General features: G+C 62.9%; 23 protein-coding genes. 10 read left to right on the top strand and 13 right to left on the bottom strand.

Annotated features, from left to right (window positions below):
* Nucleotides 1-12 precede the first annotated feature (12 nt).
* Nucleotides 13-1,155, bottom strand: a complete 1,143-nt coding sequence (locus tag ACXYMO_RS15310; protein ID WP_458879604.1) for an NADH:flavin oxidoreductase/NADH oxidase — start codon at nt 1,153-1,155, stop codon at nt 13-15.
* A 204-nt stretch (nt 1,156-1,359) separates the two neighbouring features.
* On the opposite strand from ACXYMO_RS15310, the gene ACXYMO_RS15305 reads away from it, so the two are divergent.
* From ACXYMO_RS15305 to ACXYMO_RS15295, 3 genes are read left to right on the top strand one after another with little or no spacing between them, the layout of a single operon-like run.
* On the top strand, nt 1,360-3,162 hold the full coding sequence (locus tag ACXYMO_RS15305) for an acyclic terpene utilization AtuA family protein (protein WP_458879603.1): 1,803 nt from the start codon (nt 1,360-1,362) through the stop codon (nt 3,160-3,162).
* Nucleotides 3,159-4,778 carry an acyl-CoA carboxylase subunit beta gene (locus ACXYMO_RS15300; protein ID WP_458879602.1) on the top strand — a complete coding sequence of 540 codons (1,620 nt, stop codon included), beginning with the start codon at nt 3,159-3,161 and terminating at the stop codon, nt 4,776-4,778. Before ACXYMO_RS15305 ends, ACXYMO_RS15300 begins: the two co-directional genes overlap by 4 nt.
* Complete coding sequence (locus tag ACXYMO_RS15295) at nt 4,775-6,754, top strand: acetyl/propionyl/methylcrotonyl-CoA carboxylase subunit alpha (RefSeq protein ID WP_458879601.1); 1,980 nt, start codon at nt 4,775-4,777, stop codon at nt 6,752-6,754. The genes ACXYMO_RS15300 and ACXYMO_RS15295 overlap by 4 nt, the downstream gene beginning before the upstream one ends.
* Before the next feature lie 12 nt (nt 6,755-6,766).
* Here ACXYMO_RS15295 and ACXYMO_RS15290 read toward each other — a convergent pair whose 3' ends face one another.
* The 4 genes from ACXYMO_RS15290 to ACXYMO_RS15275 form a co-directional block, all read right to left on the bottom strand.
* Entirely contained in the window at nt 6,767-7,285 is a 519-nt protein-coding gene (locus tag ACXYMO_RS15290; protein ID WP_458879600.1) for a MarR family winged helix-turn-helix transcriptional regulator, read from the bottom strand.
* A complete protein-coding gene (locus tag ACXYMO_RS15285) occupies nt 7,282-8,505 on the bottom strand; it encodes a cytochrome P450 (RefSeq protein WP_458879599.1) in 1,224 nt (407 codons plus the stop codon). Before ACXYMO_RS15285 ends, ACXYMO_RS15290 begins: the two co-directional genes overlap by 4 nt.
* 25 nt (nt 8,506-8,530) lie before the next feature.
* Nucleotides 8,531-9,700, bottom strand: coding sequence for a 4-hydroxybenzoate 3-monooxygenase (gene pobA / locus ACXYMO_RS15280; RefSeq protein ID WP_458879598.1), 1,170 nt, complete (start codon nt 9,698-9,700; stop codon nt 8,531-8,533).
* 243 nt (nt 9,701-9,943) lie between these two features.
* Nucleotides 9,944-10,168 carry a hypothetical protein gene (locus tag ACXYMO_RS15275; RefSeq protein WP_458879597.1) on the bottom strand — a complete coding sequence of 75 codons (225 nt, stop codon included), beginning with the start codon at nt 10,166-10,168 and terminating at the stop codon, nt 9,944-9,946.
* A 269-nt stretch (nt 10,169-10,437) separates the two neighbouring features.
* On the opposite strand from ACXYMO_RS15275, the gene ACXYMO_RS15270 reads away from it, so the two are divergent.
* Entirely contained in the window at nt 10,438-11,223 is a 786-nt protein-coding gene (locus ACXYMO_RS15270) for an FkbM family methyltransferase (RefSeq protein WP_458879596.1), read from the top strand.
* Between the two features lie 23 nt (nt 11,224-11,246).
* On the opposite strand, the gene ACXYMO_RS15265 is transcribed toward ACXYMO_RS15270, so the two are convergent.
* Nucleotides 11,247-12,023, bottom strand: a complete 777-nt coding sequence (locus ACXYMO_RS15265) for a cyclase family protein (RefSeq protein ID WP_458879595.1) — start codon at nt 12,021-12,023, stop codon at nt 11,247-11,249.
* Between the two features lie 280 nt (nt 12,024-12,303).
* Between ACXYMO_RS15265 and ACXYMO_RS15260 the strand changes: the two genes are divergently transcribed.
* From ACXYMO_RS15260 to ACXYMO_RS15235, 6 genes are all read left to right on the top strand, one after another.
* Nucleotides 12,304-14,397: a 3-hydroxyacyl-CoA dehydrogenase NAD-binding domain-containing protein gene (locus ACXYMO_RS15260; protein ID WP_458879594.1), complete on the top strand. Its 2,094-nt coding sequence runs from the start codon at nt 12,304-12,306 to the stop codon at nt 14,395-14,397.
* Nucleotides 14,398-14,504: 107 nt separating this feature from the next.
* A complete protein-coding gene (locus ACXYMO_RS15255; protein WP_458879593.1) occupies nt 14,505-15,695 on the top strand; it encodes an acyl-CoA dehydrogenase family protein in 1,191 nt (396 codons plus the stop codon).
* Nucleotides 15,696-15,699: 4 nt separating this feature from the next.
* Entirely contained in the window at nt 15,700-16,833 is a 1,134-nt protein-coding gene (locus ACXYMO_RS15250) for an acyl-CoA dehydrogenase family protein (RefSeq protein ID WP_458879592.1), read from the top strand.
* The gene (locus ACXYMO_RS15245) at nt 16,814-17,248 is read left to right on the top strand and encodes a PaaI family thioesterase (protein WP_458879591.1); all 435 of its coding nucleotides are present in this window, start codon (nt 16,814-16,816) and stop codon (nt 17,246-17,248) included. The genes ACXYMO_RS15250 and ACXYMO_RS15245 overlap by 20 nt, the downstream gene beginning before the upstream one ends.
* Nucleotides 17,245-18,021: an oxepin-CoA hydrolase, alternative type gene (locus ACXYMO_RS15240; RefSeq protein ID WP_458879590.1), complete on the top strand. Its 777-nt coding sequence runs from the start codon at nt 17,245-17,247 to the stop codon at nt 18,019-18,021. Before ACXYMO_RS15245 ends, ACXYMO_RS15240 begins: the two co-directional genes overlap by 4 nt.
* A complete protein-coding gene (locus tag ACXYMO_RS15235; RefSeq protein WP_458879589.1) occupies nt 18,018-19,511 on the top strand; it encodes a class I adenylate-forming enzyme family protein in 1,494 nt (497 codons plus the stop codon). Before ACXYMO_RS15240 ends, ACXYMO_RS15235 begins: the two co-directional genes overlap by 4 nt.
* A 60-nt stretch (nt 19,512-19,571) precedes the next feature.
* Here the strand turns inward: ACXYMO_RS15235 and rpe are convergent, their stop codons facing one another.
* From rpe to ACXYMO_RS15200, 7 genes are all read right to left on the bottom strand, one after another.
* Nucleotides 19,572-20,261 carry a ribulose-phosphate 3-epimerase gene (gene rpe / locus ACXYMO_RS15230; RefSeq protein ID WP_458879588.1) on the bottom strand — a complete coding sequence of 230 codons (690 nt, stop codon included), beginning with the start codon at nt 20,259-20,261 and terminating at the stop codon, nt 19,572-19,574.
* Nucleotides 20,262-20,370: 109 nt separating this feature from the next.
* Nucleotides 20,371-21,060 carry a DUF1045 domain-containing protein gene (locus ACXYMO_RS15225; protein ID WP_458879587.1) on the bottom strand — a complete coding sequence of 230 codons (690 nt, stop codon included), beginning with the start codon at nt 21,058-21,060 and terminating at the stop codon, nt 20,371-20,373.
* 9 nt (nt 21,061-21,069) lie between these two features.
* Nucleotides 21,070-21,546 carry a class I SAM-dependent methyltransferase gene (locus ACXYMO_RS15220; protein WP_458879586.1) on the bottom strand — a complete coding sequence of 159 codons (477 nt, stop codon included), beginning with the start codon at nt 21,544-21,546 and terminating at the stop codon, nt 21,070-21,072.
* Nucleotides 21,543-22,319, bottom strand: coding sequence for a polysaccharide deacetylase family protein (locus ACXYMO_RS15215; RefSeq protein WP_458879585.1), 777 nt, complete (start codon nt 22,317-22,319; stop codon nt 21,543-21,545). The genes ACXYMO_RS15220 and ACXYMO_RS15215 overlap by 4 nt, the downstream gene beginning before the upstream one ends.
* Complete coding sequence (locus tag ACXYMO_RS15210) at nt 22,313-23,452, bottom strand: glycosyltransferase family protein (protein ID WP_458879584.1); 1,140 nt, start codon at nt 23,450-23,452, stop codon at nt 22,313-22,315. The genes ACXYMO_RS15215 and ACXYMO_RS15210 overlap by 7 nt, the downstream gene beginning before the upstream one ends.
* Nucleotides 23,449-24,039, bottom strand: a complete 591-nt coding sequence (locus ACXYMO_RS15205) for a histidine phosphatase family protein (protein ID WP_458879583.1) — start codon at nt 24,037-24,039, stop codon at nt 23,449-23,451. The genes ACXYMO_RS15210 and ACXYMO_RS15205 overlap by 4 nt, the downstream gene beginning before the upstream one ends.
* Nucleotides 24,036-25,121 carry a glycosyltransferase family 4 protein gene (locus ACXYMO_RS15200; protein ID WP_458879582.1) on the bottom strand — a complete coding sequence of 362 codons (1,086 nt, stop codon included), beginning with the start codon at nt 25,119-25,121 and terminating at the stop codon, nt 24,036-24,038. The genes ACXYMO_RS15205 and ACXYMO_RS15200 overlap by 4 nt, the downstream gene beginning before the upstream one ends.
* Between the last annotated feature and the right edge of the window lies 1 nt (nt 25,122).

The following is a 25,122-nucleotide window of genomic DNA, read 5'->3' as shown; positions in this document are numbered from 1 at the left end:
GCCCTCCTTTGATCAGGGTTTCGCGCGCGCGGCCTGGATGCTTGGCTCGCGCTTGTCGAGCCACCAGCCATAGGGCTCGGGCCAGTCGGAATAGGCGTTGACGCCCATGTCATAGGCCTGATGGCGGGGCCAGAACGGATCAAACAGGGCTTGCCGCCCAATCGCGATCAGATCGGCCTGACCCGCCTGCAATGCTGCCTCGGCCTGTGCGCCGTCGAGGATCATGCCGACCGCCTGGGTCGCGATACCGGCCTTGGCGCGCACTTCGGCGGCATAGCCCAGCTGATAACCGGGCGGAACCGTGCGCCCGGCGCTGACCTTGGTGCGGCCCTGGTTGCCGCCCGAGGAACAGTCGATCACATCGACGCCCAGCAGTTTCAATTCGCGCGCCAGCGCCACGCTGTCGTCCAGTTGCCACCCGCCTTCAAAACCATCGACCGATGAAATCCTGACAAAAAGCGGTTTGCCGTCCGGCCAAACCGCGCGCACTGCTTCGGTAATTTCCAGCGGCAGCCGCATGCGCCCGGCCAGATCACCGCCATACCTGTCGCTCCGCAAGTTCGTGGCGGGGGAGAGGAACGTTTGCAACAGATACCCATGTGCGGCATGGATTTCGACAAAGGCACACCCCAGCGCATCGGCGCGACGTGCGGCGGCGACAAAGGCATCCGTCAGTTCGGAAATGTCGGCTTGGGTCATTTCCTGCGGCATCAGCCAGGTGTCATCAACGGGCAAGGCGCTGGGACCTTTGATCGGCCAGGGCGTGTCACCCAGTTCAAAATCGGTTTCAGTCAACGGTCCGTTCCCGCGCCACGGGCGCTGCATCGAGGCCTTGCGCCCGGCATGTGCCAGTTGGATCCCCGGAAGGGCCCCGGCTTTCGCCACGAAGTCGATCACCGGTTTCAGCGCCTGCGCATGGTCATCCGACCACAGCCCCAGGTCGCCATGGGTGATGCGGCCCTCGGGCAAAACGGCGGTTGCCTCGGTCATCACGGCACCAAATCCGCCATTGGCAAACCCGCCCAGATGGACAAGGTGCCAGGAATTGGCAAATCCGTCCGTGGCGGAATACTGGCACATCGGGGCCAGCGTGATGCGATTGGGAAAGGTCACATCGCGCAGCGTGAGCGGGGAAAAAAGCACCGGATCGGACATTGAAAGGGCTCCGTTTGGAATTTTCCCGACGCTGACAACTTGCCGCCCGATTGGCAAGTGGCCCCGCTCGATCAAGATTGCGCTCCATTTCTGAATTCCGCCCTACTGGGACGGCAGAGCCGGATGTGGCACGGCAGGATTGCATCGCCCCAAGGCATTTGGCAGGGTTCGCCCTACCGTCCATCCTGACTGCCGGAGCCCACGATGAAAACCGACCAAGAACCTGTGCGGATCGGTGGCGCGAGCGGGTTCTGGGGGGATGCGGCGCATGCAACCCGGCAATTGCTGGACGCGGGTAATCTGGACTTTGTCGTTTATGATTACCTTGCAGAAATCACCATGGCGATCCTTGCGCGCATGCGTGCCGGCGATGAAAGCCTGGGCTATGCGACCGACTTTGTTACCGGGGCGATGGCCCGCAACCTTGGGGAAATTGCCCGTCAGGGTGTGCGTATCGTTTCAAATGCCGGGGGCGTGAACCCGTTGGGATGTGCGGCCGCTCTCAGGGGAGAAATCGCGCGGCAAAGGCTGGATCTGCGGGTCGCCGTTGTGCGGGGCGATGACCTGATGGTGCAACGCGATGACATCGCCGCAAGGGCGCCAAGCGACATGTTTACCGGCGCGTCCTTTCCGGCGCCCGGCACGATCCAAAGCATCAATGCCTATCTTGGGGCTTTCCCCATCGCCCAAGCGCTGGATACCGGGGCGGACATCGTCATCACCGGTCGCTGCGTGGACAGTGCCGTGACACTGGGCGCCTGCATCCATGCGTTCGGCTGGGGCGCGGACCAACTGGATCAACTGGCCGGAGGCAGCCTTGCCGGGCATATCCTAGAATGCGGGCCGCAGGCCACGGGCGGCAATTTCACCGATTGGAAGGCCGTTCCGGGTGGCATGGCCGATATCGGGTATCCCATTGCCGAGATCAGCGCTGATGGCAGTTTCGAGGTTTCCAAGCCCGCCGAAACCGGTGGGTTGGTGTCGCCCGCGACGGTGGGTGAACAGATGCTCTATGAAATCGGCGACCCGCAATCCTATGTCCTGCCTGATGTTGTCTGCGATTTTTCCGACGTCACGCTGGTCCAAACCGCTGAGCACCGCGTCCGGGTTTGCGGGGCCAAGGGGCGGGGCGCGCCCGACAGCTACAAGACCTGCCTGATCTGGCAGAACGGATACCGTGGCGGCCACCTGTTCAGTTTTTACGGGATCGAAGCCGAGGAAAAAGCACGCGCCTTTGCCGAGGCGGCCATCAGCCGGGCGCGCAAAACCCTGCACCGCTGGAACGCACCGGATTTTTCCGAGGTGGACGTGGAATTGATTGGCGCGGAAACCCAGTTCGGCGCGCTGCGCCAAAGCGGCCCGGCACGCGAGGTTGCCGCCAAGATCGCCGTCAAACACCCCGATGCGCGCGCGGTTGCCCTGTTCCTGAAAGAGGCCACCGGACTGGGCCTTGCCACGCCGCCCGGGCTCAGCGGGTTTGCAGGGGCGCGGCCCAGGCCGTCGCCGGTGATGGCGCTGTTTTCCTTTCCAACGCCTAAGTCGGATGTCGAGATCGTCATCGAAGACGCGACCGGCGCGCGGCGGGCGTCCGTTGAAATCGCCGCTGCTCCGTCAAAGCCACCGCATCGGCCCGATCCACCGGCCCAGCCGGACCTGAGCGGTGAGGTGCTCGACGTTCCCCTCATCGACCTTGCCTGGGCGCGCAGCGGCGACAAGGGGGACATCGCCAATATCGGCGTGATTGCGCGGCATGAAACCCTGATGCCCTTCATCTGGCACGCCTTGTGCGATGACCATCTGCGCCGGGTGTTCGGTCATTTTCTGAAAGGGCGGATCGAACGGTTCTATTTACCCGGGAGCCTGTCCATGAACATTCTGTTGCATGATGCGCTGGGCGGGGGCGGCACCAGGTCGCTCAGGAACGACCCGCAGGCCAAGGGCTATGCCCAATTGCTGCTGGCCGCGCCGATCCCGGTGGACCGGCAGATATGGAAAGGGCTGAGATGAGCGTTTTTGAAAGCAAGGTCGATCCCGAATCCGACAGCTTTGCCCGGAACCGATCGGACATGTTGGCGCTGGTCGACAAGATGCGCGGGCTGGAGGCGCGCGCAACCGCCAAATCCGAACAACGCCGTGCCGTGTTCGACAAGCGTGGTCAGCTCAGCCCGCGTGAAAGGCTGGCCGCACTGCTGGACCCGGGGTTGCCGTTTCTTGAACTCTATAACATGGCGTCCTGCCTCGTGGATGACCCGGACCCGGAAACGACAATCCCCGGCGCAAGCGTCATCATGGGGATCGGGTATATCTCGGGCGTGCGCTGCCTTGTCTATATCGATGATGCCGGGATCAATGCCGGGGCGTCGACCACAAAGACGGTGGAAAAGGCGCTGGGCGGGCTGGATATCGCACTGAAACAGAAACTGCCGTTTGTGCATTGCGTGGAAAGCGCGGGCGCGAACCTGATGTCCTACACGGTCGAACTCTGGGCGCATGGCGGCGGGTTGTTTTCCGGACTGGCGTGCCTGTCGGCCGCGGGCATTCCGGTGGTGACCATCTTGCACGGGGCCTCGACCGCGGGCGGGGCGTATCAGCCGGGTTTGTCGGATTACGTGATCGGTGTGAAAGACAACGGGATGGCGATGCTGGCCGGGGCCGCCCTGTTGCAGGCGGCGACAGGCGAGATCGCCGATGATCAGGACCTTGGCGGCGCGGCGATGCACGCCCAGACCACGGGCCTCGTGGAATATCTGGCCGAAAATGATGCCCATGGTATCGAAATCGCGCGTGACGTGATTGCTGATCTCAACTGGAACGATGCGCTTTCCGGCGAAGATCAAGGGTTCGACGAACCGCGCCATGACCCGGACGAACTGGCCGGGGTGGTGCCGGTGGACTATCGCAAACCCTATGAGATGCGCGAGGTGGCCGCGCGGCTGGTGGACGGGTCCGACCTGCGTGAGTTCAAGCCGGAGTATGGTCCGGCGACTGTCTGTCTTCAGGCGCGTGTCTTTGGGCATCCCGTCGGCCTCATCGGCAACAACGGCCCGCTTGATCCGGATGGGGCCACCAAGGCGGTGCATTTCTTTCAGCTTCTCGATCAGTCCGGCACGCCTATCATCTTTCTCAACAACACCACCGGGTTCATGGTCGGGACGGAATACGAACAGGCCGGCATGATCAAACACGGCTCCAAGATGATTCAAGCGGTGACCAACATGCGGGTTCCCAAACTGTCGTTCTATATCGGGGCCAGCTTTGGCGCCGGAAATTACGGCATGTGCGGCTATGCCTTCGATCCTGATTTCCTGCTGACCTGGCCCAACGCCATGACGGGGGTCATGGGGGGCGAACAGGCCGCCACGACAATGGAACAGGTTGCCCGCCGCACGGCCGCGCGCAAGGGAGCCCCGGTGGATGAGGTGCAACTGGCCAGGCAACGCGCCCGCATAACCGCGCATTTCGATCAGCAATCGGATGCCTTTCACACCTCGGGCCGCATGCTGGATCACGGCATGATCGACCCGCGCGAGACGCGCAAGGTGATCGGGTTCTGCCTGCAAACCTGCCGCGAGGGGCGCGCGCGTGCCTTGCGCCCCAACACCTTCGGGGTCGCACGCCCATGAGTGAATTTACATCCCTTCTGGTTGCCAACCGGGGCGAGATCGCGTTGCGGATCATGAAGACCGCCCGCGACATGGGGATGCGGTGCATCGCGGTCTATACCGATGCTGACGCAGGCGCCCCCCACGTGGCCTTCGCCGATGAGGCCATCAATATCGGTCCCGGTCCGGTTTCTGACAGTTACCTGTGCGCAGATCGCATTCTGGAGGCGGCCCAAGCCTCGGGCGCACAGGCGATCCATCCAGGGTACGGGTTCCTGTCCGAAGATGCGTCCTTTGCCCGGGCCTGTGGGGCTGCGGGATTGGTCTTTGTCGGCCCGTTGCCCGTTGCGATTGACGTCATGGGAAACAAGGCGGCCGCAAAACGCCTGATGATCAAGGCCGGTGTCCCGGTTATCCCGGGGTACGAGGACCCGGATCAATCGGATGCGACCCTGATCGCGGCAGCAGACAAGATCGGCTATCCGGTGATGATCAAGGCCGCGGCAGGTGGGGGCGGGCGCGGCATGCGTCTGGTGCACCGGGCGCAGGAGTTTCCAGGCGCATTGGGGCTGGCCCGCGCCGAGGCGAAATCGGCCTTTGGCTCGGACGAGATCATCCTTGAAAAAGCCTTGACCAATGCCCGTCATATCGAGGTGCAGATCTTTGCCGACCGGCAGGGCACCACGGTGCATCTGGGCGAGCGGGATTGCTCGCTCCAACGGCGGCATCAGAAGGTGATCGAGGAATGCCCCGCGCCCGGTGTGTCACCCGATCTGCGGGATCGAATAGGGGCCGCCGCGGTCAATGCAGCGCGCGCCATCGGATATGAAGGGGCCGGTACGGTCGAATTTCTGATGTCCGGAAATGGCGATTTCCATTTTCTCGAAATGAACACCCGCCTTCAGGTCGAACATCCCGTGACCGAACTTGTCACCGGGCGTGACCTTGTGGCGCTGCAACTGGCCGTTGCGCAGGGCGCGCCGCTGGGTTTCGCCCAATCGGACGTGTCGCTGAACGGACACGCGATCGAGGCGCGTATATATGCCGAGGATCCGGCAAACGGGTTCCTGCCGGACACCGGCACGATCGCGCGGTGGCAGCCGCCGCAGGGCGACGGGGTACGCGTCGATGCCGGGGTTGTACAGGGAATGGCCGTTTCCCCCTTTTACGACCCGATGCTGGCCAAGATCATCGCCCATGGCGCGGATCGCGGGCAGGCGCGCAGGCGATTGATCGCGGCACTGGAGGACACCATCCTGTTGGGGGTCACGCAGAACCGCGTTTTCCTGCGCGCCCTTCTGACCCATGCCACCTTTGCCAGGGGGGAGGCGACAACCGGCTTCATCGACGACACCCTGGGCGATGATTTTGCCGCGCAGGAGGCCGTGCCGCCCGAGGACCTGGCGCTGGCGGCGGCGCTGATCTATCGCGCGCAGCAGGCCCGCCACGTCGCGCAAGCCAAACATATCCCCGCGCCGCTTTTGGGGTGGTCCAGCGCCGGGGGACTGTCCCGGCCGATGCTGGTGCGCCATACCGGGCAGGACCTGCATGTGACAGTCCACGACCGCGCTGCGGCCGGCCTTGTCGTCGGGTGGGAAGGCCACGAGTTCGAGGTTTCAGGCTCTGTGCCGGACCTGCGGATCAACGGCAGGCGGATCGACCTGCGCGGCCATCATTTTGATGGCAGGAACATTCATATCGCAACCGCCACCCGGACGTTCCTGGTGGGGCTGGTCGGTGCCTCGGCCAAGCGGGATGAACGGACCGGCGAAGGGCGGATCACCGCGCCGATGCACGGTCAGCTCTTGTCAGTTGACGTGGCGGTGGGCGACGCGGTCACGCCGGGCACCCGGTTGGCCGTTCTCGAGGCGATGAAGCTGCAGCATGAGATCACCGCAGACGTGTCCGGCACCATCCGCGCCATACCGGTTGCATCCGGCACGCAGGTCCGGCTGGGCGAGGTGCTGGTGGAAATCGATACCGAAAGCGCAGGCTAATCGCACCTAGCGTCAAAGCGTTCGAACGTTCTTTCGCAGCTGCCGCATCACACGCAGAAAAGCTTCGAGATCATCGGGATCGACGCCCTGGATCAGCTTTGCCTCACGTTCGAGGGCAGTGGCCAGTATGCGATCGTGCAGGGCATTGCCCTCGGCGTTCAGGGACAGCGATTTTCGCCGGGGATCGGTGGCTGACACATCGACGTCCAGAATGCCCATTTCGTCCAGTTTGACGATGGCGCGGCTGACCGCGCTTTTGTCCAGCGCGATGACATCGCAAATGCGTGCCGCAGGGATGCCGGGTTCGGCCGCCAGCATCGACAGCACGCGCCATTCGGTTACCCCTACGCCGAAATCGCCGAGATAACGCGCCGAGGCCCCGCGCGACAGGGCGTTGTTCACCGCCGCGAGGAAATAGGGAATATAGGTGTTTGTGTCGATCACCTGTCGGCCTTGCGCATTTTTGCAGGTGGGATGCGACAGGCGTCCTTCGGGGCAGGCGGGCAATTGGGTCTTTCGGTGCTGGTTCATTTCGGGACCAGACGGATGGGAAACCGGTCGAGCGCGTGAATGGCGTGGTTCGCCCGCCACACCGGCGTGCCGACAGGTTCGATGGCCGATACCTGCTCGGCCAGGGCGCGCAGAACGGCCTGCCCCTCGGCGCGGGCGATGTTCTGGCCGACGCACATATGCACTCCGACCCCCAGCGCCAGATGGCCAGCGGTCTTGCGCGTGATGTCGAACCTCTCGGCGTCGGGCCACTGGTCCGGGTCGAGGTTGGCAGCGCCTAGAACGCACAGGATTTTGCTGCCTTCTTCGATGGCAATGCTGGCCACTTCGGTGTCGCAACCGGCGGTGCGGCAGAAGGCCTGAACCGGTGACGTAAAGCGCAGCGTTTCTTCGAAGGCGGCCATGGCCAGCGACGGATCATCACGCAGCAACGCGAATTGATCCGGGTATTGGGCAAGGCACCACAACGCGTTGCCAATGCCGGTCACGGTCGTGTCCACCCCCGCCGACAGGAGCGACCGCACAAGCATTCCGGCCTCGTCCTCGGTAATGTCGCCTGCGTCGGCGCTGGCATAGATCGCCGCGCCGATGCCATCGCCGGTCAACTGGTCGCGTTGGCAGTGTTCGTTGATCCACGGCACGATTTCGGGGCCCATACCCATGATCTTTTGGCGCAGCGCATTGTCTGGCCCGATCGCATTGAACACCATCGCCCCATAATCGATGAGCTTGCGCGCATCCGGCGCCTTGATCCCAACCGCCTTGGGGAAAACAGATGTTGGAAAAGCCTCAGCCAAATCCGTCACGGCGTCGATCTCGCCCTTGCCGACCAGTTCACTGACCAGCCGGTCAGCCTCGGCCGCAAAGGCATCGCGCAGATCGGCCACCACCTTGGGCGACAGCGCGCGCGTCAGGACACGCCGCGTGCGGGTATGCGCCGGAGGGTCCACCTCAAGCACGATGGACGGGGGGCGCCAGGGTTCTTCCAGCAGGAAATCGGAAACGCCGATCCCGCGCGAGGACAAAAACCGCGTGTGGTCGGAAAAAACCTCTTTCGTCACCTCGTACCCACCGCAGGCAAGCATCTTGTACTGGCTGAGATAGGCAAAGGCCCCCTTGCCGCGCAGATCGGCGAAAAACCCGGTCGGGTCGGTCAGAACCTTGGGGTCATATGGATCAACATCCCATTCGGGCACGCCGGATGGCGCCGTGATGGGTTTATGTCCGTGTGCCAATTCCATGATTGCCCTCCCGCATGCGACCGGGTCAGTATGGCAGACCAACGTAGTTGCGCGCCAGTGTCGCCTGAGCGTCGTCGTTTTCGATCAGAAAGGCCAGTTCGGCCTGTTGCATCCTGAGGTCGAATTCGGACTGTCCCGGGAACCGGTGCAACAGCGATGTCATCCACCAGCTGAACCGCTCGACTTTCCAGACACGGGCCAGCGCCTTTTCCGAATACTGGTCGATGCCAGCGGAATCGCCCTCCTGAAAATGCTGCACCAGACCCCGATGCAGATAGAAAACATCCGATGCGGCCGAGTTCAGCCCCTTGGCGCCGGTTGGTGGCACGATATGCGCAGCGTCTCCGCACAGGAACAACCGGCCCCAGCGCATCGGTTCCGTCACGAACGACCGCAGCGGTGCGATCGACTTTTCGATCGACGGCCCCGTGACCATCGTTTCGGCAACGTCCTGGGGAATGCGGCGGCGCAGCTCATCCCAGAAGGCATCGTCAGACCATTTTTCGACCTTATCGCTCAGATCGCACTGGATGTAATAGCGGCTGAGGTTTTCGTTCCGCATCGAGCAGAGCGCAAACCCGCGCCCTGAGTTGGCATAAATCAATTCCCCGTGCGCGGGTGGGGTTTCAGACAGCACACCCAGCCAGCCAAAGGGGTACACCTTTTCGAACTCTTTGCGCACGGTGTCGGGAATGGTCTTGCGGCTGACGCCGTGGAACCCGTCACACCCGGCCACGAAGTCGCAATCAATGCGCTTGTCCTCTCCGTTGTGGCGGAATGTGACGTAAGGCGCGTCGGATTTCAGGTCGTGCAGTTCGACATTTTCGACCTGAAACAGGGTTTCGCCGCCTGTAGCCTCGCGGGCCTCATAAAGGTCGCGGGTCACTTCGGTCTGGCCATATACCGTCACCGGACGGCCCGCGTATTTGGTGAAATCGATTCTGACGCGGTCGTTGTCGTAGGACAGTACCGTGCCGTCATGCAGGATGCCTTCGCGATCCATTCGCTCGGCGACGCCCGCCTTGCGCATCAGATCGACAAAACCCATTTCAAGAACCCCGGCACGAATTCGGCTCAGAACGTGGTCTTTGGTCTGGCGTTCCAGGATGATGGCGTCGATACCATCCTTCATTAGCAACTGCGCCAGCAAAAGGCCCGATGGCCCACCGCCGATAATCGCGACCTGTGTTCGCATGAACTTGTCCCTCCCGTATGGGCCACTGCCGTGGCTGGTGTCATCGGGAAAATCTAGGGTGTGAGTTGAGTTGTCAACTCATATCGCGCAAGATTGCAGGGATGCTGACACATCGCGAAACGAAAAACGCCCTTACCGATGCCAATGAATGGCGGCGGTAAAGGCGCTTAAGGGACACCCGTGGCCACGCAGATTTCGCATCGCCCGTGATGTGCCGTTTGTGCGGGAAATCCCGCACCTGGTTCAGATGTACAGTCTGCCAGCAAAAATGCGGTGCAGAACCTGTTGGCGCGTCAGACCGCGTGCGGCCAGTTCGTCGTCGCTCATCGCGTTCAAGGCGTCGACCTGGCGCATGATCGTGCTGTTTTCGCCGATGCGGACAAGACCGTCCCACATTGCGGTCAGAAAACGCTTGAAAACGCCCGGCTCGATTGCCGCGCCGGCTGTGTGTGTTGCTGTGTAAGCCATTTGGAAACCATCCTAAACTTTCGTGGTCTCCTCCCTTGGCAACAAGGTAGGTCACTCTGACCTAAAGCAACAGCCCCCAGAGCGGTATATCCGCCTTGCGTTCGGCGCAATGCTGTCGAAGGGCTGCCCGCCCGTACGCACGCGGTGCTAGTGGGTGAGCCTTGCCGGTAACAGTCTTTTGCGTATCCCGGACATACGGGGGCGCGGGCTCATGCCGTTTCTTGCTTTTCCGGCGCTGAAACCACAGGATGTGCGCCAACACAGTCAAGATGAGGGACGCGGTAGTGCCCACCAAAACGACAGCAAAATCCAAGACGGCGAGCCGTAGGAAATCTTCGGCCTCATCGGCCAAATCCGCGCCGAAGACGCCCGCCAAAAAAGCGGTGGACCCCGCTGCGGTCTGTCTGGGCGTCAAGGTGCCCCCGTCCAAATTCCTGCACGAAGGCCGCATCGCGCGGATCAACGCGGCTGAATACGAAGGTCAGGAAATCGAGGGCGCGCTGCATGTTGTAACACCAGAGGATGTCGTTCTGGAAATCGGTGCTGGTATCGGCCTTGTCGGCGCGGTCATTGCAAAAAACGCAAAGCCAAAGTCGGTCCACAGTTTCGAAGCCAACCCCGAACTGATTCCGGCCATCGAGGAGCTGTACAGGGAAAACGACCTGGAAAAGAAAATTCAGGTCCGCAACACGGTTCTCATCAGCGCACCGGATCGTCCAAAGACCATCCCGTTTCATCTGCACAACAGTTATCTCGGATCGTCCCTGATTGACGAGGGGCGCGCACGCAAGACCGTTGACGTGGACACGGCCGATTTCGCCGCCACCTGCGCCGAGATCAAACCGACCGTTCTGGTGATGGACATCGAAGGGGGTGAACTTGACCTTTTGCGCCACGCCGACCTGAGCGGGTTCCGCGCCGTTGTGCTGGAATTTCATCCCAAGGCCTACGGTGTGCCGGGGATGCGGGAATGTAAAACCATCCTGCGTGACGCCGGTTTCGCGCGGGTCGAGGAAAAATCGACCCGAACGGTTTGGGCCTGCGTGCGTCGCTGAACGACCGGCCGGATTATCCGGCCCTAATCATCCAATATGGCAACCGCCCTTGTGAAACCGGCCGAGGCCGCTTTTATCTTGAACGGAAAACACGACACCATGAACCCGCTGGCGGGCAACTGGTCCAGATTGGCCATCTTTTCGATCTGGCAGTATCCCTGCACCATCCCGGCGCGGTGCCCTTCCCAGATGATGTCCGCGTCTCCGGTTTCGGCGTATTTTTCCGCCGTATAGGCAAAGGGCGCGTCCCAGCTCCAGGCGTCGGTGCCGACGACCCGGACGCCGCGTTCGGTCAGGTACAACGTCGCCTCGCGCCCCATGCCGCAGCCTTTCAGCAGGAAATCGTCCTGCCCATAGCGCGCCCCGGCGGAGGTGTTCACGACGACGATGTCCAGCGGGCTGAGACTGTGGCCGATTCTGTCCAGCTCGGCCTCGATCTCGGCGGCGCTGACCACATGGCCGTCTTCGAAATTGCGAAAGTCCAATTTGACTCCGGGGTTGAAGCACCATTCAAGCGGAACCTCGTCGATCGTTATCGCCCGTTTCCCGCCATCCATTGTCGAGTGGTAGTGATAGGGCGCATCCATATGGGTGCCGTTGTGGGTGGAAATCTGCAGGGTTTCGACTGCCCAGCCTTCTCCGCCCGGAAGGTCCTCACCTGTCAGGCCGGGGAAATATGCGGTCATCAGGTCGACCGACTCGGCATGGTTTACATAGTTGATCTGCGGCAACATCTGCGGCGGGTCCGAGGCGATACCCATTTCCAGCGGGACAGACAGATCGACGTAACGTCGGGTCATTTTCGGCTCCTCTGAGCAGTTCATGCGACATCGCGCTCAGCATGCCGCAAACTGCCAGTTGTGGGAGAATTATTTTTGTGGAATACAATTCCGCATATCGGAACACTTGTCGCCGTCGGGATTCTTGCTTAGACCGAATTCGAGGGTATGGTCTGGCAGGTCTCAGGCCAAGCGAATTTGCGCGACGGCGCGCCGGGGGAGGTGCCAGAAGCACCGGACGGAACGACCGCAGGGCCAGGGGGCTGGCACTGCGGCAAGAAGACTGTAAGCGGAGGTAGGGATGTCACAGGCCATAGCATACGAACGGGTTGGCAATATTGCCGTGTTCAAGGCGCAGAACCCACCGGTCAATGCGCTGGGCCATAGTGTTCGGACCGGACTGATGGAGGCCATTGAAAAAGCCGAACAGGACGATGGCGTTCAGGCGGTTCTGATCTATGGCGACGGCAGCACCTATTTTGCCGGGGCCGATATCCGCGAATTCGGCAAGCCGCCGAAAGAGCCGTATCTGCCCGATGTCTGCAAACGTATTGAATCCTCGCCGCTGCTGGTCGTGTCGTCCATCCACGGCACCGCGCTTGGCGGCGGGCTTGAGGTGGCGCTGGCCACCCATTACCGCATCGCCGTGCCGTCGGCCCGCGTCGGCCTGCCCGAGGTTCTGCTCGGTGTTCTGCCCGGCGCCGGTGGGACCCAGCGCCTGCCACGTCTGGCCGGCCTTGATGCGGCGCTGGATATCATCACCACGGGTCGTCACGTCCGCGCCGCCGAGGCGCTGGACCTGGGAATCCTTGACCGTGTCACCGAAGGCGACCCGCGCGAAATCGGGATCGCCTATACGCAGGAATTGCTGGACAGCGCCGCGACGCGCCGCCCGGTCAGCGAAATGGCCCCGCCCGCACCGGTCGATTTCGAAGCGATCTATGACTCCGTGCTCAAACGGGGCCGGGGGCAAATTTCACCCGCCGTTGCCGTGCGCGCCATTCAGGCTGCGACGGAAAAACCCTTTGACGAAGGGATGAAGTACGAACGCCAGTTATTCCTCGAACTTATGGAAACGGATCAGCGCCAAGGCCTGATCCACGCGTTTTTCTCGGAACGTGCGGTCAGCAAGCTTCCAGAACTCAAGGGCATTGCGCCGCGCGACGTGTCCGCCATCGCCGTGATTGGCGGCGGCACGATGGGGGCGGGCATCGCCACCTCGGCCCTTTTGGCCGGCCTGTCGGTGGTCCTGCTGGAAATGACACCCGAGGCCGCCGACGCCGCGCGCAATCGGATCGAAGGCAACCTTGGCGGTGCGCTCAAACGCGGCAAGATCACCCAGGAAAAATTCGCGGCCATGACCGAAAAAGCCCTGACCCTGACCACCGAATACGACGATCTGAAAGACGTCGATCTGGTGATCGAGGCCGTGTTCGAGGACATGGATGTCAAGAAACAGGTCTTTGGCAAACTCGACGCCGTGTGCAAGCCCGGAGCAATCCTGGCCACCAACACATCATATTTGGATATCGACGAAATTGCCGCGTCGATTTCGCGCCCCGAGGACGTGATCGGGCTGCATTTCTTTTCGCCTGCGCATGTGATGAAACTGCTTGAGGTCGTCGTGGCCGACAAGACCGCCCTGGACGTGGTCGCAACCAGCTTTGCGCTGGGTCAGAAGATGGGCAAGATCGCCGTGCGCGCGGGTGTGTGTGACGGGTTCATCGGCAACCGCATTCTGAAGACTTATCGCACGGCCGCCGAACACATGATCCTGGACGGTGCCAGCCCCTATCAGATCGACAAGGCGCTGACCGATTTCGGCTTTGCCATGGGGCCTTATGCGGTTGCGGACCTGTCCGGCCTTGATATCGGCTGGATGACCCGCAAACGTCTTGCCCCCACGCGCGATCCGCGTGAACGGGTGCCGACCTATGCCGACAAACTCTGCGAATCCGGGCAGTTGGGCCAGAAAACCGGCGCCGGGTATTACATTTATGAGGCTGGTAAACGCGCAGGCGTTCCCAATCCCAAGGTGATGGAGCTGATCGAGGCCGAGCGCGCCGAACTGTGCATCACGCCGCGCGACTTTACGGACGAGGAAATCATACGACGGTATATGGCCGCCATGGTGAACGAGGCCGCAAAGGTCGTCGGCGAAGGCATCGCGCGCCGCCCTCTGGACGTCGATATGACCTTTCTCTTTGGCTATGGATTTCCGCGCTACTTTGGCGGGCCGCTCAAGTGGGCCGATATTCAGGGGCTTCCAGAGTTGCTGAACGACATCAAGACATACGCCAGAGAAGATGACTTTTTCTGGCAGCCTGCGCCGCTGCTGGAAAAGCTGGTTGCCGAAGGGCGCACATTTGACGACCTCAACAAAGAGGCCATTTGATGCTGCAAGGAAAACGTTGCAGCACCTGATCGGGTGCTGTGGCCAAGTTTACCGGCGGCGGCAAAGGGGTCGCTGGCCGGGTTAAAAATCACTGATCGGAGAAAGCTATGGATCTGAACTATACAGCCGAAGAGATTGCTTTTCGCGACGAAGTCCGGGCGTTTCTGGCCGAAAAACTGCCAAAGGAATTGTCTGACAAAGTCCGCAAACGGCAGGATTTGGGCAAGGAAGGGCATGACCAGTGGCACGCAATCCTGAATGAAAAGGGCTGGCTTGCCCCCAATTGGCCCAAGGAGTTCGGCGGTGCCGAATGGAACGCCGTGCAAAAGCACATCTTCGAAGAAGAATGCGCCCGTGCCGCTGCGCCGCGCATCGTTCCATTTGGTCTGGCGATGCTGGCGCCTGTGCTTCAGAAATTCGGTTCCAAGGAACAGCAGGATTACTACCTGCCGCGCATCCTGTCGGGCGAAGACTGGTGGTGTCAGGGCTATTCCGAGCCGGGTGCCGGGTCTGACCTTGCGTCGCTGAAAACCCGCGCGGTGCGCGAAGGGGACCATTACATCGTGAATGGTCAGAAAACCTGGACCACGCTGGGTCAGTACGCCAACTGGATTTTCTGCCTGGTGCGCACGGATACAGAGGTCAAACAGCAGGAAGGCATCTCTTTCCTGCTGATCGACATGAACACCCCCGGAATCGAGGTGCGGCCCATCGTTCTTCTGGACGGGACACCCGAGGTGAACGAGGTCTGGTTCACCGATGTGAAAGTGCCGGTTGAAAACCTGGTGGGCGAGGAAAACAAAGGCTGGACCTATGCCAAGTATCTGCTGACCCACGAACGCACCAACATTGCCGGTGTCGGGTTCAGCCAGGCGGGTCTGGATGCGGTCAAGCGTATCGCCCGGGCCGAGATGGCCAATGGCAAGCCGCTGATCGAAAACCCGCATTTTGCCGCCCGCATTGCCAAGACGGAAATCGACCTGATGGCGATGTCGACCAGCAATATGCGCATCATTTCCAAGGCCGCCGCCGGACAGGCGCCCGGCGTGGAAAGCTCGATGCTCAAGGTCAAGGGCACGATCATCCGGCAAGAGATCAACGACATGGCGCGCCGGGCGGTTGGCCCATACGCGATGCCGTTCGCATCCGAAGCGGTCGAAGGCGACAATGATCCGATCGGACCCGATTACGCGGCTCCGGTGGCCGCGTCGTATTTCAACAACCGTAAACTGTCGATCTTTGGCGGCTCGAACGAGATTCAGCGCGGGATCATCGCCAAAGTGAAAATGGGGGGCTGAGCAGATGAATTTTGACCTGACCGAAGAACGGCAAATGCTGCAGGATACCCTGCGTCGCTATCTGTCCGACCGCTATACCACGACCCAGCGCAACGCCATCATCGACAGTGACGAAGGTATGAGCGCGGAAATCTGGGCCGAACTGGCCGAACTGGGCGTCATTGGCGCTTTGTTCACCGAGGACCAGGGCGGTTTTGGCGGTGCTGGTTTCGACATCACCACCGTGTTCGAGGAACTGGGGCGTGCCGGCGTGGTCGAACCTTTCCTCGACACGGCCATCCTGGGCGGCGGGTTGATCGCCGCGCTGGGCAATGACAGCCAGAAAGAGCTGATCGAAGAGGTGATCGCCGGTGCACAGCATATGGCGCTGGCGCATGGCGAACCCGTCAGCCGCTTTGACCTCAGCCGCGTTGAAACCACGGCCAAGGCCAGTGGGGACACTGTTGTCCTGAACGGGCGCAAGGCGGTTGTCATCAATGCCGAGGCGGCGGGCAACCTGATCGTTTCCGCACGTGAATCCGGCGGCATCATGGATGAGGACGGCATTTCGCTGTTCCTCGTACCGGCCGACACCGCGGGCATCACCATGCGCGGCTATCCAATGCTGGCCGGTGGCCGCGCCGCCGAAGTAACCCTCGACGACGTCAGCCTTCCCGCTTCTGCTCGCCTGGGCGACGCTGGAAAAGGGTTCGCCGCGCTCAAGGATGTCGTGGCAACCGCCAACGTCGCCCTGGCGGCCGAAGCGCTGGGTGCGATGGAGGCGGCAACCGAACTGACCCGCGACTACCTGACGACCCGCAAGCAGTTCGGTCGCCCAATCGGCACGTTCCAGGCGCTGGCGCATCGCTATTCCGACCTGTTGATCGAACTGGAACAGGCGCGGTCGGCGGTGATCAATGCGGCAGGCTACATGGATGCAGACCCGGCAACGCGCGATCTGCACATCGCCAGCACGCGCAACCTGATTGGCCGTGTCGGTCGTCTCGTCGCCGAGGAAGCGATCCAGATGCATGGCGGCATCGCCATGACGCAGGAATATGAACTGGCCCATATCGCCAAGCGGATCGTGATGACTGATCATCGCTTTGGCGATACCGATTATCACATGGAGCGGTTTATTGAACTCAGCGCAGCCTGAGGAAACGCCCGGTCTCATCGTAGGTGAGACCGGGGCACAGCGCCTTGTCGGGTGGGTGACCGATGTCAGCCACGCGGACCGGCGTGCGCGCCTCTATCTTGACGTTGGTCCGCAACATACCAATCGCCATGGCGTGTTGCACGGCGGTATCATCGCCATGCTGCTCGACAGCGCCTGCGGCCTGACCGGTTCGCTCAAGGCGGATCCGGAAACGCTGCCGCCGATGCTCAGCCTGTCGTTCAACACGCAATTCCTGGCCCCGGCGAAATCGGGGCACGTTACCGCCATCGCGCAGGTAACTGGCGGCGGGCGGCGGACGCTGTTCATCTCGGGCGAATTGCATGACCAAGACGGCACGTTGGTGGCCACCAGCGCGGGCGTCTACAAACCCGTTCCACAGGAGAAACGCAGATGACCCTTGCGCGTGTCGATGACCGGGGCGACCGTCTGGTTGTCGTGAACATGAACGCCGCCCAGCGTGGCGCCCTTTCGCCCGAATTCTACGATGCCGTGCACAGCGCCGTCGGGCAGGCCCGGGACCCGCGCATCCGCGCCATCATTTTGACGGCCGAGGGCGGTTTTTTCTGTGCCGGGGGTAACCTGAACACCCTCATTGAACGCAGCAAGCTGAGCGAGCCGGAACGCCGCGAAAAGATCGAAGGGTTGCATGGCGTGATCCGCGCCATCCGGTCCTCGCCGGTCCCGGTGATCGCGGCAGTGGAAGGGGGGGCTGCCGGGGCAGGGGCATCGATTGCGCTGGCCTGCGATCTGATCGTCGCCGCCGAAGATGCCAAGTTCACCGCCTCATACGTCAAGGCCGGGCTGGTGCCCGATGGTGGGCTAACCTCGGCCCTGTCGCGGATGCTGCCGCGCCCGCTCGCGATGGAAATGTGCCTGCTGGCCCGCCCGGTCGCTGCCGGGCGCATGGCTGAACTGGGGGCCGTCAACGCGGTTGTTCCCGCCGGTCAGGCCGACGCCGAGGCGAACGCGCTGGCCGATGCACTGGCCAAGGGCCCGCGCGATGCGCAAAGCACGATCCGCAGCTTGGTCGCAACCGCTTACGAGACGCGCGAGGCCGAGCAACTGGATCTGGAACGCGACGCCATGGCCCGTGCTCAGGGCGGGGCCGAAGCCGCCGAGGGAATTTCGGCCTTCCTGCAAAAACGCAAACCGGATTTCAACGCATGACTGGACGCTGGCACGACTATCTGGGCACGCAGATCGCAACCCGCCCGACCGCTAAGGCGGTCAGCGACTCCGGCGGTGCGTCGTGGGATTATGCCACGCTTGATGCGGCTTGCAGCGACATCACCACACTGCTCGGCGATGCAGGCGTGCGCGCCGGGGATCGCGTGCTGCTGTTGGCCGAAAACTGCGCCGCGGCCATGGCAGCGCTCTTTGCCTGTTCACGTCTCGGGGCGATTGTCGCCCCGGTCAACGCCCGCCAGACCGCGGCGGAAATCGACCGCATCCTGAACCATGCCAAACCGGCGGCGGTCCTGTTCACCTCCGCAGCCTCGCCCGATGCCGTTGCGCATGCCGATAGGATGCAGGCTCGCCCGGTTTCCGGAACATTCGGCCAAATGCATCTGGCCACCCCGTTTGACAGTGCCCCTGACGATCTGCCGGATGTGGCGGTGCTGCTTTACACGACGGGCACCACAGGCACGCCCAAGGGCGTTATGCTGACCCATGGCAACATGCTGTTCGGGGGGGAGACCTCGGCCAAGCTGCGCGGCATGACGCGCGATGACCTGATCTATGGCGTTCTGCCGATCACCCATGTGTTCGGCCTGACTTCGGTCACCACGGCAGCGACCTACGTGGGCGCGCATATCCATTTCGAGGCGCGGTTCACGGCGGCCAAACTCTATCAGGCCTTGAACGATGGTATTACCCTGCTGTCCGCGGTCCCGCAAATGCACGCCCTGCTGATGCAATTCGCCAAGGAACAGGGCCACGAAACGCTGCGCGACAACAAACTGCGCTATGTCTCGTCCGGGGCGGCGCCGCTTGACCCGGCCTGGAAACGCAAGGCTGAGTCGTTTTACGGCGTTGCCCTGCAAAACGGGTACGGCATGACCGAAACCACCGCGGGGACCTGCGTCACCAACAATGAAATCGGCGATCCGGATATCTCGGTGGGGCCGCCCCTGCCGGGGATCGAAGTGATGATCGACGAAACCGTCGAAGGCGGTGGCGATGGTCAGGGCGAGGTTTTGACCCGCGGTCCCAACGTGATGAAGGGCTATTACAAGAACCCCGAAGAAACCGCCAAGGCGCTGGATGGCGACGGCTGGCTGCATACCGGCGATCTGGGCATGATCGACGACCGGGGGTTCCTGCACATTCTTGGCCGCTCAAAGGAACTGATCATTCACGGTGGGTTCAACGTCTACCCGCCCGAGGTCGAGGCCGCGCTGAACGACCATCCGCAAGTGATCCAATGCGCGGTTATCGGACGCTCGGTCCGGGGGGATGAACAGGTGCTGGCCTTTGTGCAGGCCGCGCCGGACGATATGCCCGACCCGGCCGAGTTGCGCGCCTTTGCCGCCGAACGTCTGGCGGGATACAAACGCCCCAGCCAGATCATCGTGGCGACCGATCTGCCCGCAGCGCCAACCGGCAAAATCCTCAAGCACAAACTGCTCGAAGCCTTTGCCGACCAGCTGAAATAAGGCGGGTCGTTCGCCGTCAGCGCACTCTGTTCAGCCGCGACTGACGGGCCGGTTTGGGGGTCAGACGTAAACGCCTTCGGCGGCCGCACGAATGGATTTGATGTTATCGCCATAAACGTTCGCGTTACTCACCGATCCGCCCCGGAACACGGCCGAGCCCGCAACCAGAACATCGGCCCCGGCCTGCGCAACACGCGGGGCGGTCGTGGGGTCTACGCCGCCGTCGATCTCGATATGGATGGGGCGGTCACCGATCATGGCGCGCAGCTCCTTGATCTTGGCGGTCATGTCGATGAATTTCTGGCCGCCAAATCCGGGGTTCACGGTCATCACGCAGACCAGATCAATCATGTCCATCAGTTCGGCCACGGCGCTGGCCGGGGTGCCCGGGTTCAGCGCGACGCCAGCCTTGGCGCCAGCCCCGCGGATGGCCTGAACGGTGCGGTGGATATGCGGACCCGCCTCGACATGGGCGGTGATGACATCGGCCCCGGCCTTGGCAAACGCCTCGATATAGGGATCAACAGGTGCGATCATCAGATGGACATCCATGACCCCCTTGATATGCGGCCGGATCGCGGCGCAGGTGCTCGGGCCAAAGGTGATGTTGGGCACGAAATGTCCGTCCATCACATCCACATGGACCCAATCGGCGCCCTGCGCCTCGATGGCTTCGCACTCGGCGCCGAAATTTGCGAAATCGGCCGACAGGATGGATGGGGCGATCTTGATTTTGCGGTCAAAGGACATGGGGCACCTCATTGGGTCAGAGTCGCGCCGCATATACGCGCTCGGACCGGGCAATGGTAGGGCCGGCATTGTTTTTCCGCCGCCCGTTGTCCGGCAGGGAAACGCGGCCCTATCCGCTCAATGCAAACCTGCGGATCAGGTGGAAATGGCCTGTGTCATCCTCGCCCACGAGGGCGATGTCATCCACCGCGAAGGGCGATGGAAGTTGCGGCACCAAAAGGTCGCTCAATACCGTTTCAACCTCGTCCAGAACAGGTTTGGGCAACCTGCCGCTCAGCGTGATGTGAAACCGGAATTGCTCCATCACGTAGGGATAGCCCCAGCGCATAAGGTTCCGGTCCTGTTCTGGACTCAGCTTCGCCTGACGACGGCGCGCGACCTCTTTGGGCGGCGCCGGGGCGCGAAAGCGGTCCAGATCGCGCACACAGGCCGCCGCCAGATTTCCCATCGCGGTCTCATCTCCAACGGGGCGCAGTGCCAGAAACCGCCCCATCCGGGCAAGGTCCAGACCGGTCATGTCGACCCGTGCCAGCCCCGCCGCCAGGTCCGCGCAGGCCTGTTCCAGCGCGTTGCGATCGAAACCGGGCGCGAGTCGAAACGGCGGTTTCAGCGTGCCATGCAGACCATATTTGCGTGGCGTGTCCGTGATGTCCTCCAGCGGAACGGGCAACGCGGGTAGGGAGGGCGGTTGCGCCGATTGCCCGGTTTCCATGTCCCAGCCCAGCCAGCCGATACAGAACCGCGCCCACGCGGCATCGGCCGGGGGCGCATAGTAGAGGGCATAGCGGTTGAAGGTCACGGCTGTCTCTCAGGCCCGGTAAAACAGATATCGGTCCGGTGCGATCGTTTCGGGTCCGGTGATCTGTTCAAACCCGACCAGCGGTTGGCCGGACACAAGGATGCCGTCGGGCACCATCACGCGCGCCACCAGAGAGCTAAGCCGGGCGGCCTCGGACACGTCCTTTTCTTTGACGCCAAAGCCGAAATCGTAATGAGCCAGCGCAATCCGCGCGCCACGATCGGCCAGCAGGTTCAGCATCGGCTCGGCCTCGCCTTCGAGAAAGTCCTGTTCGGGCGGGATGCAGGACGGGTGGCATTGCAACACGCGGTCAATGACCCAAATCCGCCGCTCGGGCAGGATTTCGCGCAGGTGATCATATGTGCGCCCGTTGCCAAGCCCCATGTCCAATACATCTCCCTCCAATCCGGCGATCAGCCCGGCGGCCCAATTCAGGCCATCCCGTTGCGCCGCCAGCCGGCGCAGCATCGAATCCAGTCGGCTCATGGGGTGGTCTCCTTGTCTTGGGTGAAATCCAGTGCGTTCCAGCGCGTCACCGGTCCGTCCATCAGACGCAAAATCAATTGCTCGGTGAACTCCCAGATTGCAGCGTCATGCACAAGGTGATGGGTCAGAATGCCATAGGGTTCGTCGTTGTCCGCCTTGCCCAGCCGGCGCGCGGCCAACTGGTCACACAGCTGCGCGATCAGGACATCCGGCGCCACAAGGGATCGCGTCCCTTTCCAGTTGATCGGGTCCAGATGGGTGTTGATCTGCGCCAGCCCCGGCGCCGCAAAGGCGGCTGTGCGCGGGGTGAACGTGGACACTGCGCGGTACCCGATCCCGGCCAGTTCCGTGACGAGGTCCGGCGCGATGCGGTTCCAGGGAGGAACAAAAACGGGCGCCAAATCCGGACCGAACAGGGTGCGCATGTGCGTCAATCCGCGTTCGGCGTCGTCACGGCGCTGCTGCAAGGGGCGCAGGGCGCCAAATTCGCATTTCTTTGCGCCGTCCGGGGCGTGGTTTTCATGTGCCCAGCCATGGACCAGGGCGATCAGGTTTGCCTCATCGCGCACCACACCCGCAAGTTCCCGGGTCGCATGGGCCGGGATCACGGCCAGATGCACGGGCAGATCGCAGGTGTGCGACAACCGGGCCAGCCGGTCGAGCGCAGGGGTTGGTGCAACGGCATCGTCATCGCGCCACCACAGGGGCAAGGTCAGGCCATCGCGCGCCCAGTTCTTCAGTTCCTCGCCCAGGGGTGTCCAATCCGTCAACATGCGCGTGCCTCGACCATTCGGGTGGCAATTCGCACGCTTTCGTCCGCGCCGTCAAACCGCAGGTCATCCGTTGCGCGGGGGCCCAGCGCCATGACCTTGATCAGGGCCTGCTCGATCGTCTGTGGCGTCAGGGTCGCGCTGGGCACGATTTCGACCGCCTGCAACCGGGCCAGCCCCTTGGCGCGCAAGCTCTGCTCGACCTCGCCGCCCGCGTCGAACGGCACCACAACCGCGGGAACCCCGGTTTGAAGCAGGTCCAGCGCGGTGTTATACCCGCACATGCTGAGCGAGGCCGCAGCCCCGGTCAGCAACGCACGAAAATCGCGGCGGGCGGGTTCTACCGTTACCCGGCTGCCTTGGGCCAGCGTCTTGAGTCGGGCAATCTCGGACGTTGCATCCGCGCCCCCGATCAGAATGCGCCACGGCACATCGGGCATCAGCCGTGCGGCATCGATCGCGGCGCGAAACAGCGCGGCGCCGACGCTGCCGCCGCCAGCGCTGACCAAAACCTCGCCGGTCGGCGCCAACTGGACCTTGGGGGCGGGTGGGGCGACATACCCAGTGTAATGCACCCTGCTGTCCAGCGTGGACGAGACCGGCCAGCTCAGCTCAAGCGGGGCAACCCTCGGGTCGGAATGAACCAGCACGCCGTCATAATAACGCGCGATGATCTCGTCCGTGCGGGTCACGCGTGCGGGTTTGGACGGCGGGGCCAGGATGTCCCGGATCGACGCCAGAACGATGGGCGGACGCGCCCGCCTGCGGGCCGCATCCAGAAGGGACAGGAACTCATCGCTCAGAACCCGGCGGCCAAATGGAAAAAGCTCGGTAATGACGACATCGGGGGGATCGTCGTTCAGCGCCGCGGCCAGAGCCGCCCTGCGCGCAGCCAGAACATCGGGCCCTGCCGGGGTGCCAGCGGCATCCAGAAGATCGGTGAAATTCGTCCCGTCCGACCGCAAGGGCGGCAGTTGGCGCACCTCAACGCCGGTGTGGTCCAACTGCGGCGCAGGCATCCCGCCCGACAAGACCTCTACGTCATGCCCCGCGCCGGAAAAGGCCCGCCCCAACGTCAAAACGCGGCTCAGATGCCCCGTGCCCAACAGGTGCGTGACAACGATCATGACCCTCATGGCGTGTCTCCTGACTGGATCAGGCGCATCGGTTCGGGCAGCGGGCGCATGCATTCTTGGTCCAGCTCAATCACGAACAGGCGGTTGCGTTTGATGCGGAACGGCGCAGGCCCGTCAAAATCCCACCCATGCGCCTGTGCCAGCAGCACCCGCATCACCCCGATATGGCACACGGCAACCGTGTCCCGCGTCAACCTGCTCAGCCAGGGCTGCAAGCGGGCGCGCACATCTGCGGGGCTTTCGCCGCCCGGCGGGCGATATTGCCAGCCCCAGTCTTCGATGTGGCGAAACCCGCTGGTTTTATCGGCGGCCAGGTCGGCGCCATGCGCCCCCTCCCATTCGCCCCAGAACATCTCGGTCAGTGCCGGATCGGTGCGCGGGTCCTGTCCCGTCACGGTGCGCGCGGTCTGCACCGCACGTTGCAGGGGGCTGGCCCACAGATCGGCCCGGTCCCATGGGGCGGGCAGGGACAGTGCGGCCAGATCCTTTTGCGCCTCGGGGTCCAGGGGAATATCGCTGCGCCCCTGAATGCGGCCTGCGCGGTTCCACGCCGTCGGGCCGTGGCGCAAAAGAGCCAGCCGGATCATGATCCGCGCCCTATCAGCGGGCCCAGGGCCGACCACAGCGTTTCAGTCGCCGCGCCCCGCAGATGAAATTGCGCGACATGGGCGCGGGCGGCGTCGCCGCGCGCCCGCCGCACCTCGGGCGCCCCGAGCAACCGGTCGAGCTCCTTCGCCAGCGCGGCTGGCCCTGCCTCGGGGGCGGGGTAGTCCCCGGGCGCCAGAACATCCCGAACGCCCGGACGGTCCTGAGCGAGAACAGGCAGCCCGGCGGCCTGTGCCTCAAGATAGACCATGCCAAAGGCTTCGTTGACGCCGGGCCACAAGAACAGACCCGCATCCAGATAGGCCGCGGCCATGCCATCCTTGTCCAGCACTCCGAGAAAGCGCACCTTGTCGCCGAACGGGGTCATCATCGCCTCGACCTCGGACCGGGCGGCCCCGTCTCCGGCGATATCCAGATGCCAATCCGGGGTCTCGAGCCGGGCCAGCGTGTCGGCGATGATCCGGTAGGAGGCCAGTTTGTCCCCCGGGCGCATCATGCCCGCGCTGAGTATCCGTGACGCGTCCCGGCGCGCGACCGGGGGCAGGGTGTCCCGGGGAAGGAAGGGGGGCAGGTGCACCAGGCGCTGTCCATCGGTCCGGTCTCTTTCAAGCGTGATCCGGTCAAGGTCGGTCATGTAAAAGATCACGTCAGCCGCATCGCTGGCCGCCTCGGCCGCTGCGGCATAGCCGGCCCAATCGCCGGTCAACCGCCGCCGGGCCCGTGTTGATTCAATCTGGACGTAAGGGACCCCCAGGGCCGCGCAGACGGCCGGGCCGATCAGGTCCGGGGCTTTGTAATAGTTGTGATAAGTGACCCACAACGCGATGGGCCGTTCGAGAAAGACAGCGATCAGCCGGGCAACCTCCCCCTCTGCATCCCGGGCCATGCGGGCCTGCACCGCGGCATCGCCCCTGCCGTCAAAAACCCTCAGACGCGAGGCCAGCTCCACCACCGCGCCCCCTGCGCCGATGACATCCATCAGGTTGCGCGCCATTTCCCTGTCGCCCGAGGGGGTCGGGTGATCGGGCGGTTTCATCGGGGCATAAAATGCAACCCTGCGCACG

The sequence above is a fragment of the Arenibacterium sp. CAU 1754 genome (assembly GCF_054482635.1).
Note: the sequence above shows the minus strand (reverse complement) of the source record. Positions and strands in the feature narration are given on the sequence as shown.

Excerpts from the sequence above, each read along its gene's own strand:
- ACXYMO_RS15235 (WP_458879589.1), top strand. The coding sequence starts at position 18,018 with ATGACTGGACGCTGGCACGACTATCTGGGCACGCAGATCGCAACCCGC.
- ACXYMO_RS15215 (WP_458879585.1), bottom strand. The coding sequence starts at position 22,319 with ATGTTGACGGATTGGACACCCCTGGGCGAGGAACTGAAGAACTGGGCG.
- ACXYMO_RS15305 (WP_458879603.1), top strand. The coding sequence starts at position 1,360 with ATGAAAACCGACCAAGAACCTGTGCGGATCGGTGGCGCGAGCGGGTTC.
- ACXYMO_RS15205 (WP_458879583.1), bottom strand. The coding sequence starts at position 24,039 with ATGATCCGGCTGGCTCTTTTGCGCCACGGCCCGACGGCGTGGAACCGC.
- ACXYMO_RS15265 (WP_458879595.1), bottom strand. The coding sequence starts at position 12,023 with ATGACCCGACGTTACGTCGATCTGTCTGTCCCGCTGGAAATGGGTATC.
- ACXYMO_RS15275 (WP_458879597.1), bottom strand. The coding sequence starts at position 10,168 with ATGGCTTACACAGCAACACACACAGCCGGCGCGGCAATCGAGCCGGGC.
- ACXYMO_RS15220 (WP_458879586.1), bottom strand. The coding sequence starts at position 21,546 with ATGAGCCGACTGGATTCGATGCTGCGCCGGCTGGCGGCGCAACGGGAT.
- ACXYMO_RS15210 (WP_458879584.1), bottom strand. The coding sequence starts at position 23,452 with ATGAGGGTCATGATCGTTGTCACGCACCTGTTGGGCACGGGGCATCTG.
- ACXYMO_RS15270 (WP_458879596.1), top strand. The coding sequence starts at position 10,438 with ATGAGGGACGCGGTAGTGCCCACCAAAACGACAGCAAAATCCAAGACG.
- ACXYMO_RS15295 (WP_458879601.1), top strand. The coding sequence starts at position 4,775 with ATGAGTGAATTTACATCCCTTCTGGTTGCCAACCGGGGCGAGATCGCG.
- ACXYMO_RS15260 (WP_458879594.1), top strand. The coding sequence starts at position 12,304 with ATGTCACAGGCCATAGCATACGAACGGGTTGGCAATATTGCCGTGTTC.
- ACXYMO_RS15240 (WP_458879590.1), top strand. The coding sequence starts at position 17,245 with ATGACCCTTGCGCGTGTCGATGACCGGGGCGACCGTCTGGTTGTCGTG.
- rpe (WP_458879588.1), bottom strand. The coding sequence starts at position 20,261 with ATGTCCTTTGACCGCAAAATCAAGATCGCCCCATCCATCCTGTCGGCC.
- ACXYMO_RS15255 (WP_458879593.1), top strand. The coding sequence starts at position 14,505 with ATGGATCTGAACTATACAGCCGAAGAGATTGCTTTTCGCGACGAAGTC.
- pobA (WP_458879598.1), bottom strand. The coding sequence starts at position 9,700 with ATGCGAACACAGGTCGCGATTATCGGCGGTGGGCCATCGGGCCTTTTG.
- ACXYMO_RS15285 (WP_458879599.1), bottom strand. The coding sequence starts at position 8,505 with ATGGAATTGGCACACGGACATAAACCCATCACGGCGCCATCCGGCGTG.
- ACXYMO_RS15290 (WP_458879600.1), bottom strand. The coding sequence starts at position 7,285 with ATGAACCAGCACCGAAAGACCCAATTGCCCGCCTGCCCCGAAGGACGC.
- ACXYMO_RS15250 (WP_458879592.1), top strand. The coding sequence starts at position 15,700 with ATGAATTTTGACCTGACCGAAGAACGGCAAATGCTGCAGGATACCCTG.
- ACXYMO_RS15310 (WP_458879604.1), bottom strand. The coding sequence starts at position 1,155 with ATGTCCGATCCGGTGCTTTTTTCCCCGCTCACGCTGCGCGATGTGACC.
- ACXYMO_RS15300 (WP_458879602.1), top strand. The coding sequence starts at position 3,159 with ATGAGCGTTTTTGAAAGCAAGGTCGATCCCGAATCCGACAGCTTTGCC.